At 67.7% G+C, this 23,724-nt stretch carries 24 protein-coding genes; 8 read left to right on the top strand and 16 right to left on the bottom strand.

The annotated features are described in order from the left end of the window. Positions 1-5: 5 nt before the first annotated feature. Positions 6-713 (bottom strand): SDR family NAD(P)-dependent oxidoreductase, encoded by a 708-nt coding sequence (locus DDE23_RS04495; protein WP_107750776.1) that lies wholly within the window; start codon positions 711-713, stop codon positions 6-8. Positions 714-942: 229 nt separating this feature from the next. On the opposite strand from DDE23_RS04495, the gene DDE23_RS04500 reads away from it, so the two are divergent. Continuing rightward, entirely contained in the window at positions 943-1,515 is a 573-nt protein-coding gene (locus tag DDE23_RS04500) for a biotin transporter BioY (protein WP_107750775.1), read from the top strand. A 173-nt stretch (positions 1,516-1,688) separates the two neighbouring features. Here DDE23_RS04500 and DDE23_RS04505 read toward each other — a convergent pair whose 3' ends face one another. The 9 genes from DDE23_RS04505 to DDE23_RS04545 form a co-directional block, all read right to left on the bottom strand. Further along, the gene (locus DDE23_RS04505; RefSeq protein ID WP_107750774.1) at positions 1,689-2,777 is read right to left on the bottom strand and encodes a c-type cytochrome; all 1,089 of its coding nucleotides are present in this window, start codon (positions 2,775-2,777) and stop codon (positions 1,689-1,691) included. Next, complete coding sequence (gene soxC / locus DDE23_RS04510) at positions 2,758-4,056, bottom strand: sulfite dehydrogenase (protein ID WP_107750773.1); 1,299 nt, start codon at positions 4,054-4,056, stop codon at positions 2,758-2,760. The genes DDE23_RS04505 and soxC overlap by 20 nt, the downstream gene beginning before the upstream one ends. A gap of 22 nt (positions 4,057-4,078) precedes the next feature. Next, positions 4,079-5,776 (bottom strand): thiosulfohydrolase SoxB, encoded by a 1,698-nt coding sequence (soxB, locus tag DDE23_RS04515; protein ID WP_107750772.1) that lies wholly within the window; start codon positions 5,774-5,776, stop codon positions 4,079-4,081. A gap of 159 nt (positions 5,777-5,935) precedes the next feature. Continuing rightward, positions 5,936-6,805, bottom strand: a complete 870-nt coding sequence (gene soxA / locus DDE23_RS04520) for a sulfur oxidation c-type cytochrome SoxA (protein WP_107750771.1) — start codon at positions 6,803-6,805, stop codon at positions 5,936-5,938. Between the two features lie 35 nt (positions 6,806-6,840). Further along, positions 6,841-7,170: a thiosulfate oxidation carrier complex protein SoxZ gene (gene soxZ / locus DDE23_RS04525; RefSeq protein ID WP_107750770.1), complete on the bottom strand. Its 330-nt coding sequence runs from the start codon at positions 7,168-7,170 to the stop codon at positions 6,841-6,843. Between the two features lie 39 nt (positions 7,171-7,209). Further along, positions 7,210-7,626: a thiosulfate oxidation carrier protein SoxY gene (gene soxY / locus DDE23_RS04530; RefSeq protein WP_107750769.1), complete on the bottom strand. Its 417-nt coding sequence runs from the start codon at positions 7,624-7,626 to the stop codon at positions 7,210-7,212. Between the two features lie 40 nt (positions 7,627-7,666). Continuing rightward, a complete protein-coding gene (gene soxX, locus DDE23_RS04535; protein WP_107750768.1) occupies positions 7,667-8,146 on the bottom strand; it encodes a sulfur oxidation c-type cytochrome SoxX in 480 nt (159 codons plus the stop codon). 211 nt (positions 8,147-8,357) lie between these two features. Then, positions 8,358-8,954: a thioredoxin family protein gene (locus DDE23_RS04540; RefSeq protein ID WP_107750767.1), complete on the bottom strand. Its 597-nt coding sequence runs from the start codon at positions 8,952-8,954 to the stop codon at positions 8,358-8,360. Positions 8,955-8,970: 16 nt separating this feature from the next. Then, positions 8,971-9,708: a cytochrome c biogenesis CcdA family protein gene (locus DDE23_RS04545; protein ID WP_107750766.1), complete on the bottom strand. Its 738-nt coding sequence runs from the start codon at positions 9,706-9,708 to the stop codon at positions 8,971-8,973. Between the two features lie 181 nt (positions 9,709-9,889). Here DDE23_RS04545 and DDE23_RS04550 point away from each other — a divergent pair, with 181 nt between their 5' ends. From DDE23_RS04550 to DDE23_RS04560, 3 genes are all read left to right on the top strand, one after another. Continuing rightward, the gene (locus tag DDE23_RS04550; protein WP_238149900.1) at positions 9,890-10,306 is read left to right on the top strand and encodes a thioredoxin domain-containing protein; all 417 of its coding nucleotides are present in this window, start codon (positions 9,890-9,892) and stop codon (positions 10,304-10,306) included. Positions 10,307-10,429: 123 nt separating this feature from the next. Next, positions 10,430-10,822 (top strand): ArsR/SmtB family transcription factor, encoded by a 393-nt coding sequence (locus DDE23_RS04555; protein WP_238149901.1) that lies wholly within the window; start codon positions 10,430-10,432, stop codon positions 10,820-10,822. Between the two features lie 117 nt (positions 10,823-10,939). Further along, on the top strand, positions 10,940-12,007 hold the full coding sequence (locus DDE23_RS04560) for a YeeE/YedE family protein (RefSeq protein ID WP_107750765.1): 1,068 nt from the start codon (positions 10,940-10,942) through the stop codon (positions 12,005-12,007). A 166-nt stretch (positions 12,008-12,173) separates the two neighbouring features. On the opposite strand, the gene DDE23_RS04565 is transcribed toward DDE23_RS04560, so the two are convergent. Then, positions 12,174-13,091, bottom strand: a complete 918-nt coding sequence (locus tag DDE23_RS04565) for an MBL fold metallo-hydrolase (RefSeq protein WP_107750764.1) — start codon at positions 13,089-13,091, stop codon at positions 12,174-12,176. 227 nt (positions 13,092-13,318) lie between these two features. Between DDE23_RS04565 and DDE23_RS04570 the strand changes: the two genes are divergently transcribed. After that, positions 13,319-14,362, top strand: a complete 1,044-nt coding sequence (locus DDE23_RS04570; RefSeq protein WP_107750763.1) for a YeeE/YedE family protein — start codon at positions 13,319-13,321, stop codon at positions 14,360-14,362. A 193-nt stretch (positions 14,363-14,555) separates the two neighbouring features. On the opposite strand, the gene DDE23_RS24850 is transcribed toward DDE23_RS04570, so the two are convergent. The 4 genes from DDE23_RS24850 to hemB all read right to left on the bottom strand — a co-directional run bounded on the left by DDE23_RS24850 (position 14,556) and on the right by hemB (position 18,349). Then, complete coding sequence (locus tag DDE23_RS24850; RefSeq protein WP_133239520.1) at positions 14,556-14,783, bottom strand: hypothetical protein; 228 nt, start codon at positions 14,781-14,783, stop codon at positions 14,556-14,558. Positions 14,784-14,875: 92 nt separating this feature from the next. Next, positions 14,876-16,519, bottom strand: a complete 1,644-nt coding sequence (locus DDE23_RS04575; RefSeq protein WP_157957969.1) for an HAL/PAL/TAL family ammonia-lyase — start codon at positions 16,517-16,519, stop codon at positions 14,876-14,878. A gap of 119 nt (positions 16,520-16,638) precedes the next feature. Continuing rightward, positions 16,639-17,217 (bottom strand): lipid-binding SYLF domain-containing protein, encoded by a 579-nt coding sequence (locus DDE23_RS04580; protein WP_107750761.1) that lies wholly within the window; start codon positions 17,215-17,217, stop codon positions 16,639-16,641. A 133-nt stretch (positions 17,218-17,350) separates the two neighbouring features. Then, a complete protein-coding gene (gene hemB, locus DDE23_RS04585) occupies positions 17,351-18,349 on the bottom strand; it encodes a porphobilinogen synthase (protein WP_107750760.1) in 999 nt (332 codons plus the stop codon). 128 nt (positions 18,350-18,477) lie between these two features. Between hemB and DDE23_RS04590 the strand changes: the two genes are divergently transcribed. Genes DDE23_RS04590 through DDE23_RS04600 form a run of 3 tightly spaced genes read left to right on the top strand, consistent with a single transcriptional unit; the run spans position 18,478 to position 23,177 of the window. Further along, complete coding sequence (locus tag DDE23_RS04590) at positions 18,478-18,999, top strand: component of SufBCD complex (RefSeq protein WP_238149902.1); 522 nt, start codon at positions 18,478-18,480, stop codon at positions 18,997-18,999. Between the two features lie 3 nt (positions 19,000-19,002). Next, entirely contained in the window at positions 19,003-22,422 is a 3,420-nt protein-coding gene (gene mfd / locus DDE23_RS04595; RefSeq protein ID WP_107750758.1) for a transcription-repair coupling factor, read from the top strand. 53 nt (positions 22,423-22,475) lie between these two features. Then, complete coding sequence (locus tag DDE23_RS04600; protein WP_107750757.1) at positions 22,476-23,177, top strand: NYN domain-containing protein; 702 nt, start codon at positions 22,476-22,478, stop codon at positions 23,175-23,177. Between the two features lie 56 nt (positions 23,178-23,233). Here DDE23_RS04600 and mscL read toward each other — a convergent pair whose 3' ends face one another. Continuing rightward, positions 23,234-23,689: a large conductance mechanosensitive channel protein MscL gene (gene mscL, locus DDE23_RS04605; protein WP_107750756.1), complete on the bottom strand. Its 456-nt coding sequence runs from the start codon at positions 23,687-23,689 to the stop codon at positions 23,234-23,236. Between the last annotated feature and the right edge of the window lie 35 nt (positions 23,690-23,724).

Consider the following 23,724-nt stretch of genomic DNA (forward strand, 5'->3'; position numbering starts at 1 on the left):
GCCCCTCAGCCGATGAGGCCGAGCAGACGCTTGGCCTCATCGGCGCAGGGCGTCAGTTGAGTGGCATCCTCGCCCGGGAAGAAGCGGCCGCGCGTGGCGGTCGGCATCGGCGCGGGCGTGTCGATCAGGACGCGCGGCGCGCGGGCAGGGCCCAGCGCCGCGTTCTCCGCTTGCCAGGCACGGGCCAGCGCGATCTGCCCGGCCTTGGCCGCGCCATAGGCGCCGAAGAATTTGCTGGTGCCCTCGCCCTCATGCCAGGCGGCGTCATCGAAGAACAGCGCGGTGCCCTGAGCGCTGGCCCGCAGCAGCGGCTCGATCATCGGGATCAGCGTGCCGGTGGCGCGCAGCGTGGTGGCCAGCGTCTTGTCCCAATCCTTGGCGGCGATATGCCCGGCGGGGGCCAGCGGCGGCACATGCACCGCCGGATGGGCCCAGAGGTCGACCTTGCCCCAACGCTGGTGGATCGACAGGCAGATCTGGCGCATCGCATCGTCATTGGTGATGTCCACGGGCACCAGCGTGGCGCTGCCGCCCTTGGCCTGGATGCGGTCGTCCAGTTCCTCCAGCGCGCCGGTGGTGCGCGCCAGCGCGATGACATGCCAGCCGGAGCCGCCCAGAGCCTCGGCCAGCGCAGCGCCAAGGCCGCGCGAGGCGCCGGTGATGAGGGCGAGTCGGGGTGCGGGTGATTCGGGGGTGCGGGGGCTCTCGGTCATGGCTGGCTCATGCCATCGGGCCGGGTGCAAGGCAAGGCGGCGTTGGGCCGCGGTGGCACGGTCCGGGGTTTCGCGGCGCCCGCGCGTTGTAAATTCCGGCCCTTTGCAAAGGCGCCAGTTTGCAAAGTCCGGGGCGCGAATTTCGCTGCGCAGCCGCACGGACGCTTGACCGCCTGCGCCGGGCGCTGGATAAACGCTACAACTCGGACCTACGATCAGGGAGATACTCGTGGCCCAGCAAACCCTTCTTCAGGCGTCTCTCGGGACGTCCTCGCTTGTCAAGAAAGCCCTCATCGTGCTGGGCGGCTCGGCCCTGATCGCGGTGGGTGCCCAGGTCAGCGTGCCCATGCTGCCCGTGCCGATGACCCTGCAAACCCTCGCCATCCTGATGGTCGGCTTCACCGCCGGTTCGCGCCTCGGCGCCGCCGCGGTCGTGGCCTATCTGCTCGAAGGCGCGGCGGGTCTGCCGGTCTTCGCCGGTGGCGGCGCGGGCGCGGCCTATCTGATGGGCCCGACCGGCGGCTTCCTGCTGGGCTTCGTGGCGATGGCCTGGGCCGCCGGCCTGCTGGCCGAGCGGGGCGTTGCCCGCGGCCTGGTCGGCACCGCGCTGGCCGCGCTGGCCGTGTCGGCCGCGCTCTATGTCCCGGGCCTGGCCTGGCTGACCGCCGTCACGCCCCTGGACCTGACCGGCGCCATCAACGCCGGTGCGCTGCCCTTCCTGCCGGGCGATGTGGTCAAGGCCGTTGCCGCCGCGCTGATCGTCAGCGGCGCCTGGAACGCGCTGGGCACCCGCCGCGGCTGATCCGGTCCCGGACCCGTCCCGGAACGACAGAACCCCCGGTGGCACCGCCATCGGGGGTTTTTCCTTGCCCGCGACTGCGGGGGTGGGAGGGGCGGGCGGCAAGCGCGCCCCGGTAACGGAAAAGGCCCCGGGCAGAGCGCCCGGGGCCTTCGTTTCACCCACGCTGCCGCAGGTCAGGGATGGGCTTGCAGATAGGCGATGATCGCCGCCCGGTCGCCCGCGTCGCGCAGGCCGCGGAAGCTCATCCGCGTGCCGCGCATATAGGCGCGGGGGTCGGCCAGGAACTGGTCCAGTTCCTCGGCGGTCCAGATCAGGCCCGCTTCGCCCGCTTGCTGCATCGGCGGCGAGTAGCGGAAGCCTTCGACGGCCCCGGCGTGGCGGCCAACGACGCCGTTGAGCTGCGGGCCGGTGCCGTTGCGGGCATTGTCGCCGACCGTGTGGCAGCTGCGGCACTGACGCCAGAGGCCCTCGCCCTGGGCCACCAGCGCCGGGTCCGGCCCGGCAGCGGGTTCGGGCTCGGGTTCGGGCTCGGCGGCGGCCTGCTGGACCGGCGCGGCGCCTTCGCCCCCTTCGGGCGCGCCCGCGCCATCGGCCACGCCGTTGGGGCGGTCCGGCGCGAAGACCGTCACCGCGCCTTCGGGCGTCGATTGCAGGTCGGTGGCGCGGCGGGTGATGTGCACCGCCGGGCCGCAATCCGCCATGCAGGCCTCGGCCGTGAAGAGCGGGAACTCGGTTTCCACCCGGTCATCGGCATAGAAGCCCTCGGCATTGGGCATCGGCACTTCGGTGAAATTCTCGTTCGAGAGCACGAAATCATCCTCAACGATGCCGTTCGAATAGAGGATATAGGCGGTCAGGGCATAGGTCTCGTCCGCGGACAGGATCTGCGCATTGCCGAAAGGCATGGAGCGGTGGACGTAATCCCAGACGGTCGAGAGATAGGGCCAGTAGCTGCCCACCGTCTTGACCGGCCGCCGGTCGCGCAGCGTGCCCTCGCCCCCGGCGATCACCGGATAAGCGCCCGCGCCCTCGCCGAAATCGCCGTGGCACATGGCGCAATTCTCGACCCAGAGGTCCTCGCCGGTCAGCACGTCGCCGGACCCCACCGGCAGGCCGGTGCCATCGGGTTCGACCGCCACGTCCCAGGCGGCGATTTCCTCGGGCAGGGCGGTGCGGCCCAGGTTCAGGGTCTGCGCCGCGGCGGGCAGGGCAGCGAACAGGATGGCCGTGCTTGCCAGAAGTTTAAGAACCGACTTCGACATTTTCCACCGCTCCGTTTTCGTAGACAGCCCAGGTCTGGATGCCGTTGTTGTGGTAGACCGAGTTCAACCCGCGGATCTCGCGCAGCGCGTCCTTGGTGGGCTGGACATAGCCCGTGTCATCGGTCGCGCGCGATTGCAGCAGCATCGGCGAGCCGTCCCAGTCGATTTCGAGATAGAAGCGCGAGAGGGCGTATTTGCCGCCCTGCGTGCCGATCCGCGCCTCCTGCCAGTTGACGCCACCGTCGAGCGAGACATCAACGCGGGTGACGGCGCCGCGACCCGACCACGCAAGGCCGGTGATGACGAGCGGCCCGGTGCCATGGGTGATGGGTTTCTGCGGCGAGGGCGAGGTGATGACCGATTTCGCGTCCATCGCCCAGGTCCATTTCCGGGCCCGGCCATCGGGCATGAGGTCGGTGTATTTCGAGGTCTCCTCGCGGGCCTCGACCGCCGAATGGGTGACGCCGATGCGGCGCAGCCATTTGACCCACATGTTGCCTTCCCAGCCCGGCACGACCAGCCGCACGGGATAGCCATGCTCCTTGCGCAGCGCCTCGCCGTTGGCGGTCAGGGCCACCAGCACGTCGTCCATCGCCTTCTCGATCGGCATGGAGCGGCCGTTGGACGAGGCATCGGCGCCCTCGACATAGATCCACTGGCCCTCGGGCTGGACGCCCGCTTCCTCCAGCAGCACGCGCAGCGGGATGCCGGAATATTCCATGTTGTGGATCATGCCATGGGTGAATTGCGCGCCGTTCAGCTGCGCGCCGCCCCATTCCATGCCCGAGTTCGCCGCGCATTCGCAGAAATAGACGTGGTTTTCGCGCGGGAAGCGTTGCAGGTCTTCCCAGGTGAAGACCAGCGGCCGGTCCACGAGGCCGGTAATCATCAGCCGGTAATCGTCTTTGCTGAGTTCGATGGCGCCCGAATGGTGCCGCTCGAAGGCGCAGCCGGCCGGGGTGATCGTGCCGTCCAGCGCGTGGATCGGCGTGAAGTTGATCGAGCTGATCGGATCGGCGGTCAGCCACGACACGGTGCGGCGCACCACGTCGCCCTCGAAGCGGATCGGCAGGCCGTAAGGCGTGGCGTCCACGCCCTCGCCGGTGGCCGAGGCCCAGTCCTGCACGTCGGTAATCAGCGGATCGGGGGTTTCCTGCGCGGCGGCGGCCCCGCCCAGCGCGGCCCCGCCAGCGGCGAGACTGGCCGTGCGCAGGAAGCCGCGGCGGCTGACGTCGATTCCGGCGCCTTCAAGCGCGTCGTCGTCGGTCCTGTCGGTCATGACGCTTGCTCCTTCGTTCGGATTACTGGCCGGTGACCGTGACCGACCCGGTGGGTTCGGCGCTGACGGTCCCGAGTTTGCGGATATGGGCTTCCACCACGTCCCAGATCATCGGCCCCTCGGTCCCCTCATTGACCGAGGCCCAGCCGCCGACCGTGTAGCTGCGCGCGGGGTCCAGCGCCTCGCCGGTCCTGAGCAGCGTGAGGCCGGTGATCCGCTCGCCGATGGGCTTGGAGATGTCGATGGCATAGCCAAGGCCCCCCAGCCGCACCATGTCGCCGCCCTGCTGGTAATAGGGGTCGGTGTTGAACAGGTTGTCGGCCACGTCTTCCAGGATCGTGTGGATGAATTCGCCGGTCATTTCCGTGCGATAGACTTGCCCGTAGGTCATCGAGGTGACGTTGTGGATGTCCTCGCGGGTGATCTCCTGACCCGGCATGATGCTGGCGCCCCAGCGCACGCCCGGGGACATGGCGATCTCGGTGTCGCGCTCGCTCATCACCGCGTCGCAGATCAGGTTGTCCCAGGTCCCGGCGAAATTGCCGCGCCGGTAGAGCAGGCTTTCCGAGGTTCCGACGACCTCCTCCATCTGGTCCTTGTAGGGCGCGCGCTCGGCCTCGATGGCGGCGGCCATCTCGGCATCGGGCGCGATCACGTCCGAGAAGATCGGGATCAGCTTGTGGCGGAAGCCCATCATGCGGCCGTCGCGCACATCCAGATCCAGACGGGTCACGAACTTGCCGTGGCTGCCCGAGGCAATGAGCAGCGTTTCGCCCACCAGCACGGGCTCGGGCAGTGCGTCATGCGTATGGCCGGTCAGGATCACGTCGATGCCATTGACCCGGCCCGCCATCTTGCGGTCCACGTCGAAACCGTTGTGCGACAGCACCACGACCACATCGGCCCCCTCGGCGCGGACCTCGTCCACCATCTCCTGCATGCGCTCGTCGCGGATGCCGAAGCTGAATTCGGGGAACATCCAGCGCGGGTTGGCGATGGGGGTATAGGGGAAGGCCTGACCGATCACCGCGACCTTGACGCCGCCCCGGTCGAAGAAGGTGTAAGACGGGATATCCTCGTAGGGTTCGTCCCATTCCGCGTCAAAGATGTTCTGGCCGAGGAAGGGGAAGTTGAGCTGCCCCATCAGCTCCATCACCCTCTCGGTGCCGAAGGTCCATTCCCAATGCGAGGTCATCGCCTCGGTGCCGAGCAGGTTCATCAGATTGACCATGTCCTGACCCCGGCTGAGGTACGAGGACATCGACCCGTGCCAGGTGTCGCCGCCATCCAGCAGGATCGCGTCCGAACGGTCGGCGCGGATCGCCTTGACCACGGTCGCGATGCGGTCGAGGCCGCCCATCTTGCCGTATTCACGGCCCAGCGCGGTGAAATCCTGATAGGTCAGCGCATAGGCATCGCGCGACCCGGGGGTCAGGTTATAGAGGTTCAGGAAGTCCTGGCCCGTGACATGCGGCGGCAGGCCCCGCACGTCGCCGACGCCGAAGTTGAACTCGGGCTCGCGGAACCAGATCGGCTTGAGCTGCGCGTGGATGTCGGTGACATGGATCAGCGACACATTGCCGAAAGTGTCGAAACGCAGCAGGTCATCCTGGGTCAGGGATTGCTGCGCGGCCACTTTCGACCAATTGCCAAAGCCGGAAGCGCCGTAGAGGGCGGACGCAGCCACCGAGGCTTGCAGGAACTCGCGCCGGGAAATCATAGGGATGCTCCTTGGAAGCGGTCGGAGAAGGGGCATGCCGGGAGGAATGCATGCCAACCTTCATAGAGTTGAATATAGATGGGCGACCGGAAATCCGGTCGCTCAACCGGCAGGGAGGAGGGGAGGGGGACGCGACAGGCGCGCCCCCCGGCCAGGAGGTTACGGACGAACCGAAACACCTTCGACGCCCAGCCCGATGCCGCGCGAGGCGACATAAAGCTCGAGCGCGCGGAACTCGTCCGAACCTTCGGCGAAGGTCTCGGCGCGGGTGTCGCGGATGCAGCCCCGGAAGCGGTTGTGGACCGAGACGATGCCCGCGTTCTTCAGCCGGTAGGTCGGGAAGCCCGAGATCTGGCCCTGGCTGAGGTGGTCGGCGCGGATCATCTGCCCCGTGCTGTCCTCGTGGCAATTGGCGCAGCTCAGTTCCAGCTGGCCGTAGCGGGTGTAGTACATCTCGCGGCCCTGCTCCCAATAGGGGGCGGCGGGACCGTCGATCTGCACCGCAACCGGCATGCCGCGCGATTGCAGCGACAGGAACGAGGTCATCGAGGTCATCTCGTCACCCGACCAGCGCCAGGCTTCGGCGCCCATGCGTTCGGTCCGGCAATTGTTGACGTAGTTCTCCATCGACCACAGCACGCCGTCTTCGTTGACATGCGGCATCATCGCCCGCACGCCGCGCATGCTTTCCTCGGCGTCGCCGTGGCAATCCTGGCAGGACTGGCCCGCGGTGCCGTCGACGGTGGTCCACAGTTCGGCCCCCGCCTCGACCGCGATCATCGCCGGGTTCTCGAAATCATCCATCTCCATGGCCCGCGTGTCTTCGCTGCGGAACAGCCAGCCCGAATAGCGCTCGGGCAGGTTGGGGGTGATGATGTCGTCGCTCGGGGCGCGGGTCACGATGTGCAATTCGCCGTCGATGACCAGATCCGCCGTAAGGTCGGGATCGGCCAGGGCCGCGCCGCTCCACAGCGCGGCCACGCAGGCCGAGGCCAGCGCCAGCGATCTTGCAGGCTTCAGGTGCTGCATAATGTCTCCTCCCAGACTTCTGTTGCGCCGAATGCTCAGCTCACTTCAAAGGCTTCGGTCGCGGTGTAGACTTCGCCGTTGTCATCGTACCAGGTGAAGACGAACTCGCCGGATTCGGGCACCACGGCCTCGAATTCCATGTAGGGGTTCGCCGAGATGGCGGGTTCCATCGCCACGTCGATCACCATCACCCCGTTGAATTCACAGGTGAAGCGGTTGATGATCTGGCGCGGGATCGTCTCGCCGGCCGAATTGCGGCGCTGGCCGGTTTCCATGTCGTGGTTGATCAGCGTCTTGACGGTGATCGAATCCCCGGCCGAGGCCGAGCGGGGAAGGCGGATGCGGGGTCTGACGTCGGTCATGATGTGCTCCTGATAAGGTCGGTGGGGCGGATCCGAGAGGGATCAGCCGCCGCAGCCGCCAATGGTGACCTTCACTTCGACGCGGGTCGTCTTGAAGGTGCCGTCCGCCATCTTGGCGATCGCGACCACGTCCTGGGTGCGGCCCAGACGGATGCGCGTGGCGATCATCGGCGCGCCCGAACCGGGGCCGAAGGTGAACCTGCCCAGACCGGGGGTCGGGTTGCCGGTGGCCACGAGCACGATCTCGGTCGCGCCCTCGGCCGAAACCGAGACAGGCACGGTGTTGCCGTTCTCGGCGATCTCGGGGGCGGTGATGGTCACGCCGCCCTCTTCCATGGCCGCGCCGCCGGTATAGGCGGTGATCCAGTCCTCAACGGCGTCGGCGAAGGCGGTGGCCGGCAGCAGGGCCACGGCCGAGGCGCCCAGACCGATCGCGAAGGTGTCGCGTCTTGTCAGCATGGGGATACTCCTTTTCGAAAGGGGGACGGGGCCGACCGGATCACTCGGTCAGCGTCATGAGATAGGCCAGCGTGTCCTCGATCTGCTGCGCGGTCAGCAGCGGGCCGAAGGTCGCCGGATCGGCGGCGCGGCCGGTGAAGGCATCGCCCGGGCGGATGAAACCGTCGACGCGGTAGAAGGACGGCATCCGCGTGTCGGGGAACATGTGCTTGGCATCGACGATGATGCCGCGCAGCTCGGCCTCGGACCAGCGGCTGCCCACGCCGTCCAGCGCCGGGCCGATATTGCCCTGGAACTGCACGTCGGGCAGGGCGGTGAATTCGTGGCAGGCGACGCAATTGCCCTGCGCGCGGCTCGAGACGACGGCAACGCCGGCTTCGGCATTGCCGGGGGCGCCGGTCAGCGATTCGGGGATCTGGACGTCGTCGACCCAGACCACATCCGCCGGCGCGGTCTCGGCATAGGCAGTTCCGGCCAGCACGAGGGCGGCGACGAGCCCGGTCACAGCGTTCAGCTTCATGGATGTCCTCCCTGACATTCAGCAGATGGCGTTGCGCTCTCCCAAACGCATCACGGGCTCATCGTAGACGATGGCGTACCGTGAGAGCAACAGGAAATTCATTTATCTGCATATAGTGAAAAATTATCGAAAGCGACCCCGCGCGAGGCTGCGAGGAGTGCGCGCCAAGGGTCTGGCGCGCCGGGTTTTTTCATTTCTGCGGCGCAGCGTGTCAATTGCCGCCGAGGTTGCGTGCGACGTAATGCTGGAAATGCTCGTCGCCCTCATAGCCTTTCTCCAGCACCCAACGCAGCATGAGCCGGGTGGTTCCCCGCTCGAAGGCGCCGGGCATCATCATGACCGCATTCTGCGCCGCTGTCCCCGATTCGGGAACCGTGTCGGGCATGAACAGCATGGTGGGCGTGAAGACCACGTTCCAGCGCACCATCATGTCGCGCTCGTCCCGTTCGGTCCCGTCGAAATCGGTCACCGGGATATTGCCGAAGAGGTTCATCTGCACGACGAAGAAATCCTCGCGCAGCATGCGGTTGATCTCGTCGTCGATATAGACCGTCTCGTGCATGCGGGTGCAGTAGATGCAGCCGCGCTGCTCGACCATGATGAGCATCCGCTTGCCCAGGGCATTGGCCTCGGTCAGGTCGTCGCGCATGTCGCGGAAGGTCTCGACGATCCAGTCGGGCTTGTGCAGCCCATCCTCGCCCAGGGGCGGCACGGGTTGGTCGGCGCGGGCCCTGCCGGGGCGCAGCAGGGCAGGGGCGGCCAGGCCCAAAGCGAGGCCGGTGGTTATCAGGCGGCGTCTGTTGGTCATGCGTTCCTCCCTCGGGTCATCCGATCGTGGCGAGCCAGGGCATCGTCTCGATCATCCATTGCGCGATATAGTTCAGGCTGTTGGTGGCGATCAGCAGGGCGAAGACGATCAGCATGACGCCCATCACCTTCTCCACATATTGCAGCTTGTCGCGGTGGCGGCCGACCCAGCCCAGGAAGGGCCGGGCGAAAAGCGCGGCGATGACGAAGGGCAGGGTCATGGCCAGCCCGTAGACCGCCAGCAAGAGCGTGCCGCGCACCAGATCTCCCATGCCCGAGGCGATCATCAGGATCGCCGCCAGCGCCGGGCCCACGCAGGGCGTCCAGCCGAAGCCGAAGGCCAGACCCATGACATAGCTGCCCAGGATGGACTGCGGGGAGCCCGCGTTCTCGATCCGCGCCTGGCGGTAGAGGAAGCCGATCTTCACCACGCCCAGGAAATGCAGGCCGAAAACCAGCAGCACCGCCGCCGCCACCCAGCGCAGCCAGTCCTTCCACTGGATGAAGGCCTGACCCAGCGCCGTGGCCCCCAGCCCCAGCAGCATGAAGATCGAGGTCACGCCCAGCGCGAAGGCGATGGAGGACAGCACCAGCCGCCGCTGCGCCCCGGGCGCGAGCCCTTGGTCCGAGCGCAGCTCGGCCATCGAGAGGCCCGCCATGTAGCACAGATAGAAGGGCACCATGGGCAGGATGCAGGGGGACAGGAACGACAGGATCCCGGCCAGCGCCGCCCCGCCGAAGGAGATATCGAACATGAGACGCGCCCCTCCCAAGGCGCCGCCGGACGCGGCGCACAAGCGTCCTGCGCTGGGCCTTGTTCCGACGGTCTGAAAACATTACAATGTTCATATGTTATTTTGGACCCGTCAACCGGATTCGTGCACGCGTGCAGTTTCTCTGGTAGGATGGAATCGCCCTCGGGGCGAGGAGGATACCATGGCTGTCACCCTTCCGATTCGACTGCGCCGGCTGCTCGGCGGTGCCGCGCTGGCCGCGGTTGCGATGGTGTCGGCTACGCTGGTGACGGCCGGATCCGCCGCGGCGCAGGAGCTGAGGCTGCTGATGATCGAACAGGTCGGCTGCGTCTATTGCGCGGCCTTCAACCGCGACATCGCCCCCGCCTACGAGGTCTCGCCCGAGGGGCAGGCCGCGCCGCTGATCCGCGCCGATCTGCGCGGCCCGCTGCCCGAGGGGGTGACGCTGGCCTCGCGTCCTTTCGTCACGCCCACCTTCATCCTGCTCGGGCCCGACGGGGTGGAAGTGGGCCGCCTGACCGGCTTTCCGGGGCAGGATTTCTTCTGGCCCTATGTCAACGAGATGATCGACCGCGCCCGCACCCAGCCCAACGGCTGACGGGGGCGGACGAAGGTCGCATTCCCGCCTTGCCGCGCTCGATTCCCCTGTCACGGCATGCTAGGGTCGCCGCGACGATGGAAGAGGGCTGTCGCCGCCTGAGGCGGGGCAGGGTGGGACCATATGGCGCCAGACGGGCGAAACGCCGATCACGAAGAGACCGCGCGTGCCGAGCGCCCGGCGATGGCGCGCCCGGTCGAGCGCAGCTGCGCCCCCGCCGCCTCGCCCGAGGCGATGGCGCTGGAGGCGCGTCAGGCGGCCGATTTCCTCAAGGCGATGGGGCATGAGGGGCGTCTGCTGATGCTCTATCACCTCTGCGAACGCGACCATACCGTCACCGAACTGGAACAGCTCATCATGTCGCGGCAGGCGGCGGTCAGCCAGCAGCTGGCCCGGCTCAGGCATGAAAAGCTGGTCACGACGCGGCGGGACGGCAACCAGATCATCTATTCGCTGGCCGACAACCGGGTGCGCGAGATGGTGATGGTGATCCAGCGGCTGTTCCGCCTGCCCTGAGGGGCGGGCGCCGGGGCCGAGGCGGGAGCTGGGGCCGGAGCCGGGGCCTGATCCAGATCAAAGCCTTCATTCCGATATAGCAATATGTACCGGGCAGCTTGACCCGGAGGATCGCGCATGGAGAGTTTCATCGCCTTTGTCGAATGGATCGGCGAAGACCGCGCGGGTGCGCTGTTCGGCCTGCTGACCGGCATGGTCTTCGGCATCGCCGCGCAGCGCTCGTCCTTCTGCCTGCGGGCGGCCACGGTGGAATTCGCCCGCGGCATTCTGGGCGGCAAGGTCGGCGTGTGGCTGCTGACCTTCTCGACCGCCATGGTCTGGGTGCAGGGGGCGCAGGTGCTGGGCCTCTTCGACGCGCGGGATGCCCGAATGATGGGGGTGGCGGGCAGCTGGTCGGGCGCGGTGATCGGCGGGCTGATGTTCGGCGTCGGCATGGTGCTGGCGCGGGGCTGTTCCGGGCGCCTGCTGGTGCTGGCCGCGACCGGCAACCTGCGCAGCGTCGTCTCGGGCCTCATCTTCGCCGTGGTGGCGCAGATGAGCCTGCACGGCTGGCTCGCGCCCGTCCGCTCCTGGCTCGCCGGGCTCTGGACCACGCCCGACGGGCAGAACCTGAACCTGCTGACGCTGATCGGCCTGCCGGACGAGGCGGGGCTGGTGCTGGGGCTGATCCTGGCGCTGGTGGCGATTGGCGTGGCGGTGCGGGCGAAGATGCCGGTCGCGACACTGATCTTCGCCTCGGGCGTGGGCTTTGCCGTGGCGATGGGCTGGGTGCTGACCTGGACCCTGGCGGAGGTGGCCTGGGAGCCGGTCAACGTGACCTCGGCCACCTTCACCGGGCCTTCGGCCAATACGCTGATGTTCTTCCTCGAACCTTCGCCCGCGCTGAATTTCGACATCGGGCTGGTGCCGGGGGTGTTTCTGGGGGCGTTCCTCAGCGCGCTGGTCCGCCGCGAGTTCCGGTTTCAGGGCTTCGAGGGCGAGGCCACCATGCGCCGCTCGATGTTCGGCGCGGTGCTGATGGGCTTCGGCGGCATGCTGGCCGGGGGCTGCGCCATCGGCGCGGGCGTCACCGGCGGCTCGATCTTCGCCGCGACGGCCTGGCTGGCGCTGTTCTGCTTCTGGCTGGGGGCGATGGCGACGGATCTTCTGGTCGACCAGCGGGGCGCGCGGCTGGCGGCGGCGTGAGTCCGCGGGCTGCCGCCCCAAGGTGACGCAAAAGGCGGGGGGCTGCCGCCCCCCGAGACTCCACACGGCGGGGGGCTGCCGCCCCCCGCGCCCCCCGCTTCAAGGAGGGTTTTCCACCCTCCTTGAAAATCCTCCCGAGGATATTTCCGGAACAAAGATGGGCGGGTCAGGCGGGCTGGAACCGGTAGCCGCCGTCGGCATGGGCCTCGACCCGGCCGAGGCCGCCGGGCAGGTGGAAACCCGCGATCGGCATCTGGGCGCTGGCCAGCTGGTCGAAGAGCGCCACGCGGGTGGCGGCGGCAGTGGCGGGGTCCTGGTCCGAGCCGGATTCCCAGGCCGGGCGCTCGAAGGCGACATGGTGGTTGCCGATGGCATCGCCCAGCACCATCAGGCTTTCCGACCCGTCGCGGAGTTCGAAACTCATGTGGCCCGGGGTATGGCCGGGGGTCAGGCGGGCGGCGACGCCGGGCAGGATCTCGGCCCCGTCCTCGAAGAAGGTCACCAGATCCGCCACCGCCTCGAGCCGGCGCTGGGCGCCGATGGCGAAGGCCTGCCGTGCCGCGCCGATGCTGTCGAGCGTGCCGGGATCCATCCAATAGTCGAATTCGGCCCGCCCCATCAGGATCTGCGCCTCGGGCAGGAAGGGCTCGTCGAATTCGTCGAGGAGGCCCCAGATATGGTCGGGGTGGCCATGGGTGATGACCAGATGGGTGATGTCCTCGGGCGCGAGGCCGAGGCTGTCCAGCGTCTCGGGCAGGAGCCCGGCCGAGGGCTGGAAATCCGAGCCCGAGCCGACGTCGAAGAGGATCACGCGGTCCTCGTGCCGCAGCAGCGTCACGTTGCAGGGGGGCGTCAGCGCCTCGCCGGTGATGCCGTTGCGGGTCAGGATCGCCGCCAGTTCCTCGGCGGGCATCGGCCCGGTGATGAAGTCGCGGGGCAGCACCAGATTGCCGTCCGAGACCATGTCGATCTGCATGGACCCGAACCGGGCCGAGGCCCGGGCGGGGAGCCCGAGGCCGGGGCCGAGGGCGAGACCGCCGAGCATGAGCCCGCCGGTGGTGAAAGCGCGTCGCGTGATCTGCATGATGACTCCCATGGCTGAGGCCCGCCGGAAGGGCGGGTTTGAGACGATGCGGTGCGGATGGGAGAGAACGCCCGTGGGCCGGAGTCTAGGGGCAAGCCGGGCAAAGGCAAGCCCCCTGCCGCAGGAATTCCGCAAGACCGGGTGTGGGGGCTTGCATTCCGGGGGGTATATCGGGATTCTGGCCCGGCCTTTCAGCGGACGGGCAAGTCAGGAAAGCGGAGGCGGGGATGGACGGCATTTCCTATGGTGTGATGGCCGCCCTTGTCGGGCTGGTGTCGGGAATCGTGCTGGGTCTCTCGGCGCGGCTGGGGAATTTCTGCACGCTGGGGGCGCTGGAGATGGCGGTCTTTGGCGGCGACCAGCGGCGGCTCAGGCTCTGGGGGATCGTGCTGGCGGTGGCGATCACCGGCACGTTCCTGGGTGTCGAGCTGGGGTTCCTGCGGCTGGGCGAGACCTTCTATCATCAGATCGCCTGGAATCCGCTGGCCTCGATCGCGGGCGGGTTGCTGTTCGGCTATGGCATGGCGCTGGCGGGCAATTGCGGTTTCGGTGCCTTGGTGCGCTTCGGCGGCGGGGATCTGCGCTCGCTGGTCGTGGTGGTGGTGATGGGGGTCTTCGGCTTCATCACCCTGTCGGGTCCGCTGGCGCCCCTCAGGGTCGCGCTGTTCCCGCAGGATCCGGCGACCGGCGAGCAGGGGATCACCGCCGCGCTGCAGGGGCTGGCGGGCGTGCCGCCGCTGGTCACCGCGCTGGTCATCGCCGCCGCCCTGCTGATCTGGGCGCTGGCCTATGGCCCGTTGCGGGGCCGCCCGGGCGAGATGGTCTGGGGCGCGGTGGCGGGCGGGGCGGTGGTGCTGGCCTTCTGGGGCACCGGCTGGATCAGCCACGAGAGTTTCGGCGAGATCGGGGTCGAGGGGCTGTCCTTCACCGCGCCGGTCGGGCGGACGATCCTGTATCTGATGACCTCGACCGCGGGCGGGATCAACTTCTCGGTCGGCGCGGTGCTGGGGGTGATGGCGGGGGCGCTGGCGGGGTCCCTCTGGCGCGGGATGTTCCGCTGGGAGGCCTGCGAGGATCCGCGGGAACTGGGCCGGCAGGTCGGCGGCGCGGCGCTGATGGGCGTGGGGGGCGTCATCGCCATGGGCTGTTCGGTCGGGCAGGGTGTCAGCGCCTTCGCCACGCTGGCCTGGTCGGGGCCGGTGACGCTGGCGGCGATCGCGGCGGGGGCGGTGTTCGGGCTCAGGCGGCTGATCGGGGTCGCGGCGGAATAGGCGGCGGCGCTGGTGGGGGTTGCGGAACCGGGGGGTTTTCCACCCCCCGGACCCCCCGAGAATATTTTCAGAACAAAGATGGGCGGGGTCTTGGCGGGGGGCGCTCTGCGGCCGGTGCGTTCGTGGCGGCGGGCGGCGTTGGAGGGGTCTTCCGGCTCCGATGGGGGGCGTGGCCCGGTGTCTTGGCGTGGGCTCAGCCGTCGCAGGCGCAGCCGGGGGGCTGGTGGCAGCGGCGGTTGCGGCTGATGCAGGCATTGCCCCGGGTGCAGATCCGGCAGCAGGAGGCGGGCCGGGGATGCGGGATCTGGCTGAGGAACTGCTGCCAGAGGCCGCCGGCGGGGGGCGGCGTTCCGGCTGCGGCGGCGCCCGCCGAGAGCAGGACCAGAAGCGCGCCGATCTTTGCCTGTCGCAGGGCTCGCACCCCTCGTGAACCTCACCCGGGGGGTGAGCCTTCGCCCGGCCAGGGTCCCCTGGCAAGGGGCCGGGCCGGGGCAGCGGCGATGGGTCGCGGGCTCAGGCGGCGAGGAAGGCTTCGACATCGGCCAGCGTCGGGCCGATGGCGTCGCGGATCGCCTGACCCGTGCGCAGATCGGAGAGGATCCCCTCGACCTTGGGCTGGATGAAGCCCTCGGTATCGTCCCAGAGCATCGGGCGCTCGGGATCGGGGGCGCCGAGGGCCGCGGTGCGGGCGGCGCGGTAGAGGGCGGCGTTGCGGTGGGACAAGAGGTCCGAGGCGTCATAGCCCGGGCGCACGGTCTGGGCGCGCAGTTCCACCGCCTGCACGGCGAAGACCAGCGCCGCGGCGAGGAAATGCTCGGAGGCCTCGACCGCCTCGCGCGCCAGATTGGCCGCGTTCATCGCCTGCGAATTGATGTTCTGGTTGAATTGCTCGGCGTGGCTTGGGTAGAGGTCGACCATCGAGCGGCCGTAGAATTGCACCAGCGGCGCCACCGAATTGCAGGTGAGTTGCAGCGATTTCAGCCCCATGTTCAGCCCGTGCCCGGTGTTGCCCACCAGCGACGGCGGCAGGCCGTTGTTGAATTCGGGCGTGACCAGCATGGCGATCTGCACGTCGAGATGCTTCAGCAGCATCGCCAGCTGCGCGCGCAGCGTGTCGCAGGCGACGCCGGTATATTGCGCCAGGAAATTGCCGGTGTGATAGACCTCGCCCGTGTCGGGATCGACCAACGGATTGTCATTGGCGGAATTGGCCTCGGTGGTGATCTGGCGGGCAGCGACGGCCAGCATGTCGGCGATGGGGCCGGTGTATTGCGGCAGGCAACGCAGGGAATAGCGGTCCTGGATCAGCTTGCCCTGACGGTGGCCACGGGCGCCGGCGGCCTCGGAGCGGATCAGCTGCGAGCCTTCCAGCAGGTCGCGGAACAGGGAGCCCACGAAGATCTGCCCGGGATGCGGCTTGATCGCCTGGATGGTCGGGTGGAAGCTCTGGTTGGTGGCCAGAAGCGCCTCGGCCAGCATCGCCTGCACCGCCATCGACAGGGCGAAGACCGTCACGCCCCGGCCCATGGCATTGGCGGCGACGCCGGTCGAGGCGGTGGTGCCGTTGTTCATCGCCAGCCCCTCCTTGGGGCGCAGCGTGAGCGGTGCCAGCCCCAGCCGGGACAGGGCCGTGTGGCAATCGAGCGTCTCGCCGTTCCAGTCGACCAGGAACGCAGGGTCGAGGCCGATGACCGAGGCGCCGATATAGCTGAGCGGCACCAGATCGCCCGAGGCGCCGATGGAGCCCCGCTGATAGGCATGGGGCGTGACACCCGCGTTGAGGAAGCTGACATAGCGCTGGATCAGCTCAAGCCGGACGCCGGAATAGCCCTTCATCAGCGAATTCACCCGCAAGAGCATGGCGGCGCGGACATCGGCCTCGGGCAGGCGGGGCCCGGTAGCGGTCTTGTGGTGCCAGAGCGCGATGTGCTGCAACTCGACCATCCGCTCGACGGGGACGTATTGGTCGGCCATCCCGCCATAGAGCGTGGTCACGCCATAGACCTGCTCGCCCCCGGCGACGGCGGCCTCGATCCGGGCCTGGCTGGCCTCGACCCGGGCCAGAACCGCCGGATCGGCCGACAGCCGCACCTCGGCTCCCTGCGACACGGCAACGATATCCGCGAGGGTCAGGCCCTCGCCGCTGATGGTGATCATGATGTCCTCCCGTTTGACGGGCAGGCTATCAGGCGGGGCGGATGGGTAAATGGATATTTTCCACGGAAACGAAAAAGGGCGCCCCGGCGGGACGCCCATCGGAAACGGTGTTTCGTGGCTTACGGAATGATGCGCTGATAGCGCACGCCGGCCAGCGAGGCCCCGGCGATCAGCCCGGCCTGACCGAAGACCACGGCGATGACCGGCGAGAACATGGTCGTGGTCTGCACCCCGGCCGAACCGCCCATCTCGGGCGTGGCATAGCGCAGGTCGGCCGAGGCGGCCCAGCCTTCGCCCGCGCGGAAATCCTGCAACGCCTGCGGGGTCATGAAGAACAGCACATGGGCGTATTGCTGGGCGCCGATCTGCAGCCCGGCGCTGAGCCGCGTCGCCGAATAATAATCAACCGTGGCGTCGTTGATCCGCAGCGCACCCTGCCCGAAGGATCCGCCGACAAAGAACCCGGCCTCGGTCACCAGCGGCATGTAGAGGATGCCCTGCGCGTTGGCGAAGAGGTTGCTCAGCTCGGCGTGGTTCTGGCGCAGGTAGTCGCGGGTGGCATCGACGCGCGCATCGAGGCGCTCGGCGTTGAAATTCCCCACGGGATTGCCGCAGGCGGCCAGCAGCGAGGTGGCCGCGCCGCCCACCAGCAGGCTGCGACGCGAAAGCGGGCGCGAAAGGCGCAAGGTCTGGGTCATGCTCATCCTCAAAGGTTTGGCGCGGGATCTGTCGCCCCTGTCACCGGAAAATGCCTGTGGCCGAAGTATACGGCGCGATCACGCGCTTGTCACGCGCGCGGGGATCCGCTGGGCGAATCGCCGCTGATATAGGTCAGACCTTCAGCGCCTTGGCCGCCGCCGGGGCGAAATAGGTCAGCACCCCGTCGCATCCGGCACGCTTGAAAGCCAGCAGGCTTTCCAGCATCACCGCCTCGCCCAGCCAGCCGCGCTCCATCGCGCCGGCCAGCATCGCGTATTCGCCGCTGACCTGATAGGCGAAAGTCGGCACGCCGAATTCGTCCTTCACCGACCGGCAGATGTCGAGATAGGGCATGCCGGGCTTGACCATGACCATGTCCGCCCCCTCATCGAGGTCGCGGGCGACGCAGCGCAGGGCCTCCAGCCGGTTGGCGGGGTTCACCTGATAGGTCTTCTTGTCGCCGACCAGCCGCCCCGAGGCGCCGACCGCATCGCGGAACGGCCCGTAGAAGGCGCTGGCGAATTTCGCCGCGTAGCTGAGGATCGCGACCTGCTGGAAACCTGCGGCCTCGGTCGCCGCGCGGATCGCGCCGATCCGGCCATCCATCATGTCCGAGGGCCCGAGGATATCCGCCCCGGCCTCGCATTGCGCCAGCGCCATTTTGACCAGCGCCTCGACCGTCTCGTCGTTCAGGATCTGGCCGTCCACGACGAAACCGTCATGGCCGTTGATGTTGTAGGGGTCGAGCGCGATGTCGGTCATCACCGCCATCTCCGGCAGCTCGGCCTTCAGCAGCCGGATGGCGCGGTTGGTCAGGTTCTCGGGGTTCCAGGCCTCGGCGCAATCCTCGGTGCGGAGTTCGGGCGCGGTATAGGGGAAAAGGCAGATCGCCCCCACGCCATCGGCATGGGCCGCCGCGGCCTTTTTCAGCATCACGTCCAGCGACAGCCGGTTCACCCCCGGCATCGAGGCGATGGGCTCCTCGACCCCCTCGCCCTCGCGAATGAAGACCGGCCAGATCAGATCGGCGGCGGTCACGGCATTCTCGGCCACCAGATCGCGCAGCGCGCCGGTGCGGCGCAGGCGGCGGAGGCGGGCGGCGGGATAGGGGGCGGGGGTGTGGACGGGCATGACTTCTCTCCGGTCTTCGGCGCTTTGGTGCCACGCGGGGGCGGCAAGCTCAAGCCCGGGCGGGTTTCCCGGCTTGGCCCCGGCGTGAAAGCCGACTAATCAGGAGGGCAACAGGCAAGGGGCTCCGGGTGAATCTGACGGACTCGCTTTTATCTACCATCGACCTCAGGTCGTTTTCCAACCTGTGGTTCTGGCTGGTGCTGGCGGTGGCGTGGTCGAACGTCACCCATTTCGTCATGGGCGTGCCCTTCGACATGGTGCAGCGCGCCCGTCGGCGCGGCGGCGAGGGGTTGGAGGATCTCAACACGCTCGCCCTGATCCAGGCCCGGCGGCGGATGACTATCCTGCGCAGCTCGGGCGCGTGGCTGGTGGGTTTCTGGCTGACGGTGCTGACCATGCTGGGCGTGCTGGGCTTCTGGTACGGCTACGAATTGTCGCAGGCGCTGTTCCTGCTGCTGGGCCCGCTGACACTGGGCGCCTGGCTGAGCCTGCGCCTGTCGGCCCGGGTCGAGGCGCAGGCGCTGCAGGGCGAGGCGCTGGTCAAGGCGATCTTCTGGACCCGCATGCTGATCCAGGTGATCGGGCTCTCGGCGATCTTCGTGACCACGATGTGGGGCATGTGGCACAATCTCACCGCCCGGATGCTGTGACCGATGGCTGAGCGGATCCTGCTGGGCGGTGCCCCCGAGGGCTTTGACGCCGACCTCCTGCGCCGCGAGGTCGCCAGGCGCGGCGCGCCGCTGATCCATGTCGCGCGCGACGACAAGCGGCTGGAGGCGATGCGCCGGGCGCTGGCCTTCTTCGCCCCCGATCTGGTGGTGCTGACGCTGCCCGCCTGGGATTGCCTGCCCTATGACCGCGTCTCGCCGAACCCCGAGATCGTCGCCCGCCGGATGGCGACGCTGGCCGGCCTTGCGCAGGGGGTGCCGGGGCCCTTCGTCCTGCTGACGACGCTGAGCGCGGCAATGCAGAAGCTCCCCGCGCGCGAGACGGTCGCGGCGTCGAGCTTCATCGCCGAGGTCGGGCGCCGCGTCGATGAAGGCGCGCTGCGGAACTACCTGGCGCGGATGGGTTATTCCCCCAGCCCGACGGTGACCGAGCCCGGCGATTTCGCGGTTCGGGGCGGGATCGTCGACATCTATCCGCCGGGCGATGCCGAGCCGGTGCGGCTCGATCTCTTCGGCGATGTGCTGGACGGGCTGCGCCATTTCGACCCCGGCACCCAGCGCACCACCGGCAAGCTGGACCGGCTGGAACTGGCGCCCGCCTCCGAGGTGATCCTGGACGAGGCCTCCATCGCCCGCTTCCGGCAGACCTATCGCGTCGAATTCGGCGCGGCCGGGACCGATGATCCGCTCTACGAGGCGGTCAGCGCCGGGCGCAAGCATCAGGGGATGGAGCATTGGCTGGGCTATTTCCATGCCCGGCTGGAGACGATCTTCGACTATCTGCCCGGCGCGAGCGTCATGCTGGACGACCAGTCGGCCGCCGTTCGTGCCGCCCGGTGGGAGACGATCGCCGACCAATACCAGAACCGGCAGGAGGCGCTGAGCCACAAGGCCCGGGTCGATACCGTCTACAAACCCGCCGCACCTGACACGCTCTATCTGGACGATGCCGGCTGGGACGCGGCGCTGGCCGGCCAGCGGGTGATCCAGCTCTCGCCCCTGCCGCAGCCGCCGGGGCCCGGCGTTCTGGACGCGCAAGGCCGCGCCGGGCGCAATTTCTCGCTGGAGCGCCAGCAGGATAACGTCAACATCTTCAAGGCCCTGCGCGACCATGTTCAGAAAGAGCGCGAGACCCGCGCCGTGGTCATCGCCTCTTGGTCCGAGGGGGCGCGCGACCGGCTGCAGGGGCTTCTGGCCGAGCACAAGCTGAAGGACGCCAAGCTGATCGCCGACGCCCGCGGGATCGGTGCCAAGGGTCAGGTCTCGCTGGCCGTCTGGCCGCTGGAGGCCGGGTTCGTGACGCCGGATCTGGTGGTGATCTCGGAACAGGACGTTCTGGGCGAGCGGCTGGTGCGCGGCCCCAGGCGCCGCAAGGCCGAGAATTTCCTGTCCGAGGCGCAGAGCCTTTCGCCCGGCGACCTGGTCGTGCATGTCGAGCACGGGGTCGGCCGCTATCTGGGGCTGGAAACCATCACCGCGATGAAGGCCCCGCATGAATGTCTGGCCTTGGAATACGCGGGCGGCGACAAGCTCTATCTTCCCGTTGAAAACATTGAACTTCTCAGCCGGTATGGCCACGAGGAAGGGCTTCTGGACAAGCTGGGCGGCGGCGCCTGGCAGGCCAAGAAAGCCCGCCTCAAGCAGCGCATCCGCGAGGTTGCCGACAAGCTGATCCGCATCGCCGCCGAGCGCGAGCTGCGCAAGGCGCCGGTGCTGAACCCGCCCGAGGGCATGTGGGAGGCCTTCGCCGCCCGCTTCCCCTATGCCGAGACCGAGGACCAGCTGAAGGCCATCGAGGACGTGATCGAGGATTTCGACCGCGGCCGGCCGATGGACCGTCTGGTGGTCGGCGACGTGGGTTTCGGCAAGACCGAGGTGGCGATGCGCGCCGCCTTCATCGCCGCCATGTCGGGCTTGCAGGTGGCGGTCATCTGCCCGACGACGCTGCTGGCCCGCCAGCATTTCCACAGCTTTTCCGAACGCTTCCGCGGCTTTCCTCTTGTTGTCAGACAATTGTCCCGCTTCGTTTCGGCCAAGGATGCCTCGGCCACACGGACGGGGATTTCCGACGGCACCGTCGATATTGTGGTCGGCACCCATGCGCTGCTGGCCAAGGCGGTCAAGTTCCGCAACCTCGGCCTGATGGTCATCGACGAGGAGCAGCATTTCGGCGTCACGCACAAGGAACGGCTCAAGGAGATGAGGTCTGACATTCACGTCCTGACCCTCACCGCGACGCCGATCCCCCGCACGCTGCAATTGTCGCTGACCGGGGTGCGCGACCTGTCGCTGATCTCGACCCCGCCGATCGACCGGCTGGCGATCCGCACCTATGTCAGCGAATTCGACACGGTCACGATCCGCGAGGCGCTGCTGCGCGAACGGTTCCGGGGCGGGCAGTCGTTCTATGTCGTGCCGCGCATCAAGGACCTGCCGGATATCGAGGATTTCCTGAAAACCCAGGTGCCCGAGGTCTCGGTCCTGGTCGCCCATGGCCAGATGGCGGCGGGCGAACTCGATGAGCGGATGAACGCCTTCTACGACGGCAAATATGACGTGCTGCTGGCCACGACCATCGTCGAATCCGGGCTGGATATTCCCCGCGCCAACACGATGATCGTGCACCGCGCCGATATGTTCGGCCTGTCGCAGCTCTATCAGATCCGGGGGCGCGTGGGGCGGTCCAAGACCCGCGCCTATTGCTACCTGACGACGAAACCCCGCACGCCGCTGACCCCGCAGGCCGAGCGGCGGTTGAAAGTGCTGGGCTCCATCGACAGCCTGGGCGCAGGCTTTACCATCGCCTCGCAGGACATGGACCTGAGGGGCGCGGGCAATATCCTCGGCGAAGAACAATCGGGCCATATCAACGAGGTAGGCTACGAACTTTACCAGCAGATGCTGGAAGAGACGATCACCAGGCTGCGCTCGGGCGAGTTGCAGGACCTGACCGACGGCGCCTGGGCGCCGCAGATCAACCTCGGCGTGCCGGTGCTGATCCCCGATACCTATGTCACCGATCTGGACGTGCGGCTGGGGCTTTACCGGCGGCTGGCAACGCTGGAGAAGAAGGTCGAGTTCGAGGGTTTCGCCGCCGAACTCATCGACCGCTTCGGCGAGCTGCCGCGTGAGGTCAACACCTTGCTGGCCGTCGTTCGGATCAAGGCGCTGTGCAAGAAGGCGCAGATCGCCCGGCTGGACGCGGGGCCGAAGGGCGCCACGGTTCAGTTCCACCTCGACAAGTTCCCCAATCCCAAGGGCTTGGTTGAGTTTCTTCACACCCATCCGGGCGCGAAAATTCGCGACAACAAGCTGGTCCTGCCGCAGGAATGGACCAGCGAGAAGGACCGACTGCGCGGTGCCTTCGCCATCGCCCGTGACCTTGCCGAGAAGGCCGCCGTCTGAGCCCTTGCGCCCCCGGCGGCCCCGGCCCATCCTGTCCCCGAAAGGAGCCCTTCATGGCCCGAAACGGAACCCCGATCCTGGCTGTCCTTGTGGATGCCGACAATTCCTCGCCAAAATGGGCGGAATCGATCTTCGAGGAGATTGCCAGCCTCGGCGAAGCCTCGGTGCGCCGCATCTACGGCGATTTCTCGCGCCAGCAGATGTCCGGCTGGCAGGAGAAACTGCCGGCGCTGGCGCTGGTGCCGCACCATCAACCTGCGAATACCGTTGGGAAAAATTCGTCTGACATTGCCCTGGTGATCGACGCCATGGACCTGCTGCATTCGGGCCGGTTCGACGGCTTCGTGCTGGTTTCGTCGGACAGTGATTTCACCCGGCTGGCCAGCCGCATCCGCGAACAGGGGCTCGATGTCTACGGCATCGGCCAGCAGAAAACGCCCGAGGCCTTCCGCAAGGCCTGCAAGCGTTTCATCTTCGTGGAAAACCTGATCAAGGAACCCGAGCCTCAGGTGCCGCTGCCCTCGAAAGCCTCGCCGCGCGACGCCGTGGTCCTGATCAACGCCGCGATGCATGCCCTTGATCCGGAAGGCGAATGGTTCCCGCTGGGGCTGATCGGCCAGACCATCCAGTCGACGCATCCTGATTTCGACAGCCGGTCCTTTGGCTGCGGGAAATTGTCCGATCTGGTGGAAAAGGCGGGGCGCTATCAGATGCGCCGCGTCGGCGCGCAGGTCGAGGTCCGGCGCAAGGACTGACGGAAAACCCCCGCCGGGCGGACCCGGCGGGGGAAGATCTCAGGCCGCGGTATCCGTCAGGCGGTGCGGTCCTTCAGCAGGTCGCGGATCTCGGCCAGCAGCGACTCGGTCGAGGGGGGCGGGGGCGCGGCGGGTTCCTCGGCGGCGGGGGCCTGGACCTTTTCGGCGCGCATGGCCGAATCCTTGATCTTGTTCACGCCCTTGACCAGCATGAACACGACCCAGGCGATGATCACGAAGTTGATCACCGCGGTGATGAAGGACCCATAGGCAAAGACAGCCGCGCCCGCTTCGCGCGCGGTATCGAGGCCCGCATTGGCGGGCACGTCGCCCGACATCACCCAATACATGTTCTTGAAGTCGATGCCGCCGATGATGAGTCCGATGATCGGGTTGATAAGATCGGCGACCATGGAGCTGACGATGGCGGTGAAAGCCGCCCCGACGATGATACCCACGGCCATGTCCATGACATTGCCCCGGGCGATGAAGTCCCTGAATTCCTTGAGCATAGATTGTCCCCTCTGCGTTTCTTCGGCGTGACGCT

It is taken from the genome of Pararhodobacter aggregans, from assembly GCF_003075525.1.
GTDB classification, from domain to species: Bacteria; Pseudomonadota; Alphaproteobacteria; order Rhodobacterales; family Rhodobacteraceae; genus Pararhodobacter; species Pararhodobacter aggregans.

Bases quoted from the DNA above. Each gene is read 5' to 3' on its own strand.
- soxB (WP_107750772.1), bottom strand. From the start codon at position 5,776: ATGATTTCCCGGCGCGAGTTCCTGCAAGCCTCGGTGGCTGCGTCCGCC.
- DDE23_RS04580 (WP_107750761.1), bottom strand. From the start codon at position 17,217: ATGACCCAGACCTTGCGCCTTTCGCGCCCGCTTTCGCGTCGCAGCCTG.
- DDE23_RS04570 (WP_107750763.1), top strand. From the start codon at position 13,319: ATGGACGGCATTTCCTATGGTGTGATGGCCGCCCTTGTCGGGCTGGTG.
- DDE23_RS04555 (WP_238149901.1), top strand. From the start codon at position 10,430: ATGGCGCCAGACGGGCGAAACGCCGATCACGAAGAGACCGCGCGTGCC.
- hemB (WP_107750760.1), bottom strand. From the start codon at position 18,349: ATGCCCGTCCACACCCCCGCCCCCTATCCCGCCGCCCGCCTCCGCCGC.
- DDE23_RS04505 (WP_107750774.1), bottom strand. From the start codon at position 2,777: ATGTCGAAGTCGGTTCTTAAACTTCTGGCAAGCACGGCCATCCTGTTC.
- soxY (WP_107750769.1), bottom strand. From the start codon at position 7,626: ATGCTGACAAGACGCGACACCTTCGCGATCGGTCTGGGCGCCTCGGCC.
- mfd (WP_107750758.1), top strand. From the start codon at position 19,003: ATGGCTGAGCGGATCCTGCTGGGCGGTGCCCCCGAGGGCTTTGACGCC.
- DDE23_RS04545 (WP_107750766.1), bottom strand. From the start codon at position 9,708: ATGTTCGATATCTCCTTCGGCGGGGCGGCGCTGGCCGGGATCCTGTCG.
- DDE23_RS04565 (WP_107750764.1), bottom strand. From the start codon at position 13,091: ATGCAGATCACGCGACGCGCTTTCACCACCGGCGGGCTCATGCTCGGC.
- DDE23_RS04560 (WP_107750765.1), top strand. From the start codon at position 10,940: ATGGAGAGTTTCATCGCCTTTGTCGAATGGATCGGCGAAGACCGCGCG.
- DDE23_RS04540 (WP_107750767.1), bottom strand. From the start codon at position 8,954: ATGACCAACAGACGCCGCCTGATAACCACCGGCCTCGCTTTGGGCCTG.
- soxA (WP_107750771.1), bottom strand. From the start codon at position 6,805: ATGCAGCACCTGAAGCCTGCAAGATCGCTGGCGCTGGCCTCGGCCTGC.
- mscL (WP_107750756.1), bottom strand. From the start codon at position 23,689: ATGCTCAAGGAATTCAGGGACTTCATCGCCCGGGGCAATGTCATGGAC.
- DDE23_RS04495 (WP_107750776.1), bottom strand. From the start codon at position 713: ATGACCGAGAGCCCCCGCACCCCCGAATCACCCGCACCCCGACTCGCC.
- DDE23_RS04575 (WP_157957969.1), bottom strand. From the start codon at position 16,519: ATGATCACCATCAGCGGCGAGGGCCTGACCCTCGCGGATATCGTTGCC.
- soxX (WP_107750768.1), bottom strand. From the start codon at position 8,146: ATGAAGCTGAACGCTGTGACCGGGCTCGTCGCCGCCCTCGTGCTGGCC.
- soxC (WP_107750773.1), bottom strand. From the start codon at position 4,056: ATGACCGACAGGACCGACGACGACGCGCTTGAAGGCGCCGGAATCGAC.
- DDE23_RS04600 (WP_107750757.1), top strand. From the start codon at position 22,476: ATGGCCCGAAACGGAACCCCGATCCTGGCTGTCCTTGTGGATGCCGAC.
- DDE23_RS04550 (WP_238149900.1), top strand. From the start codon at position 9,890: ATGGCTGTCACCCTTCCGATTCGACTGCGCCGGCTGCTCGGCGGTGCC.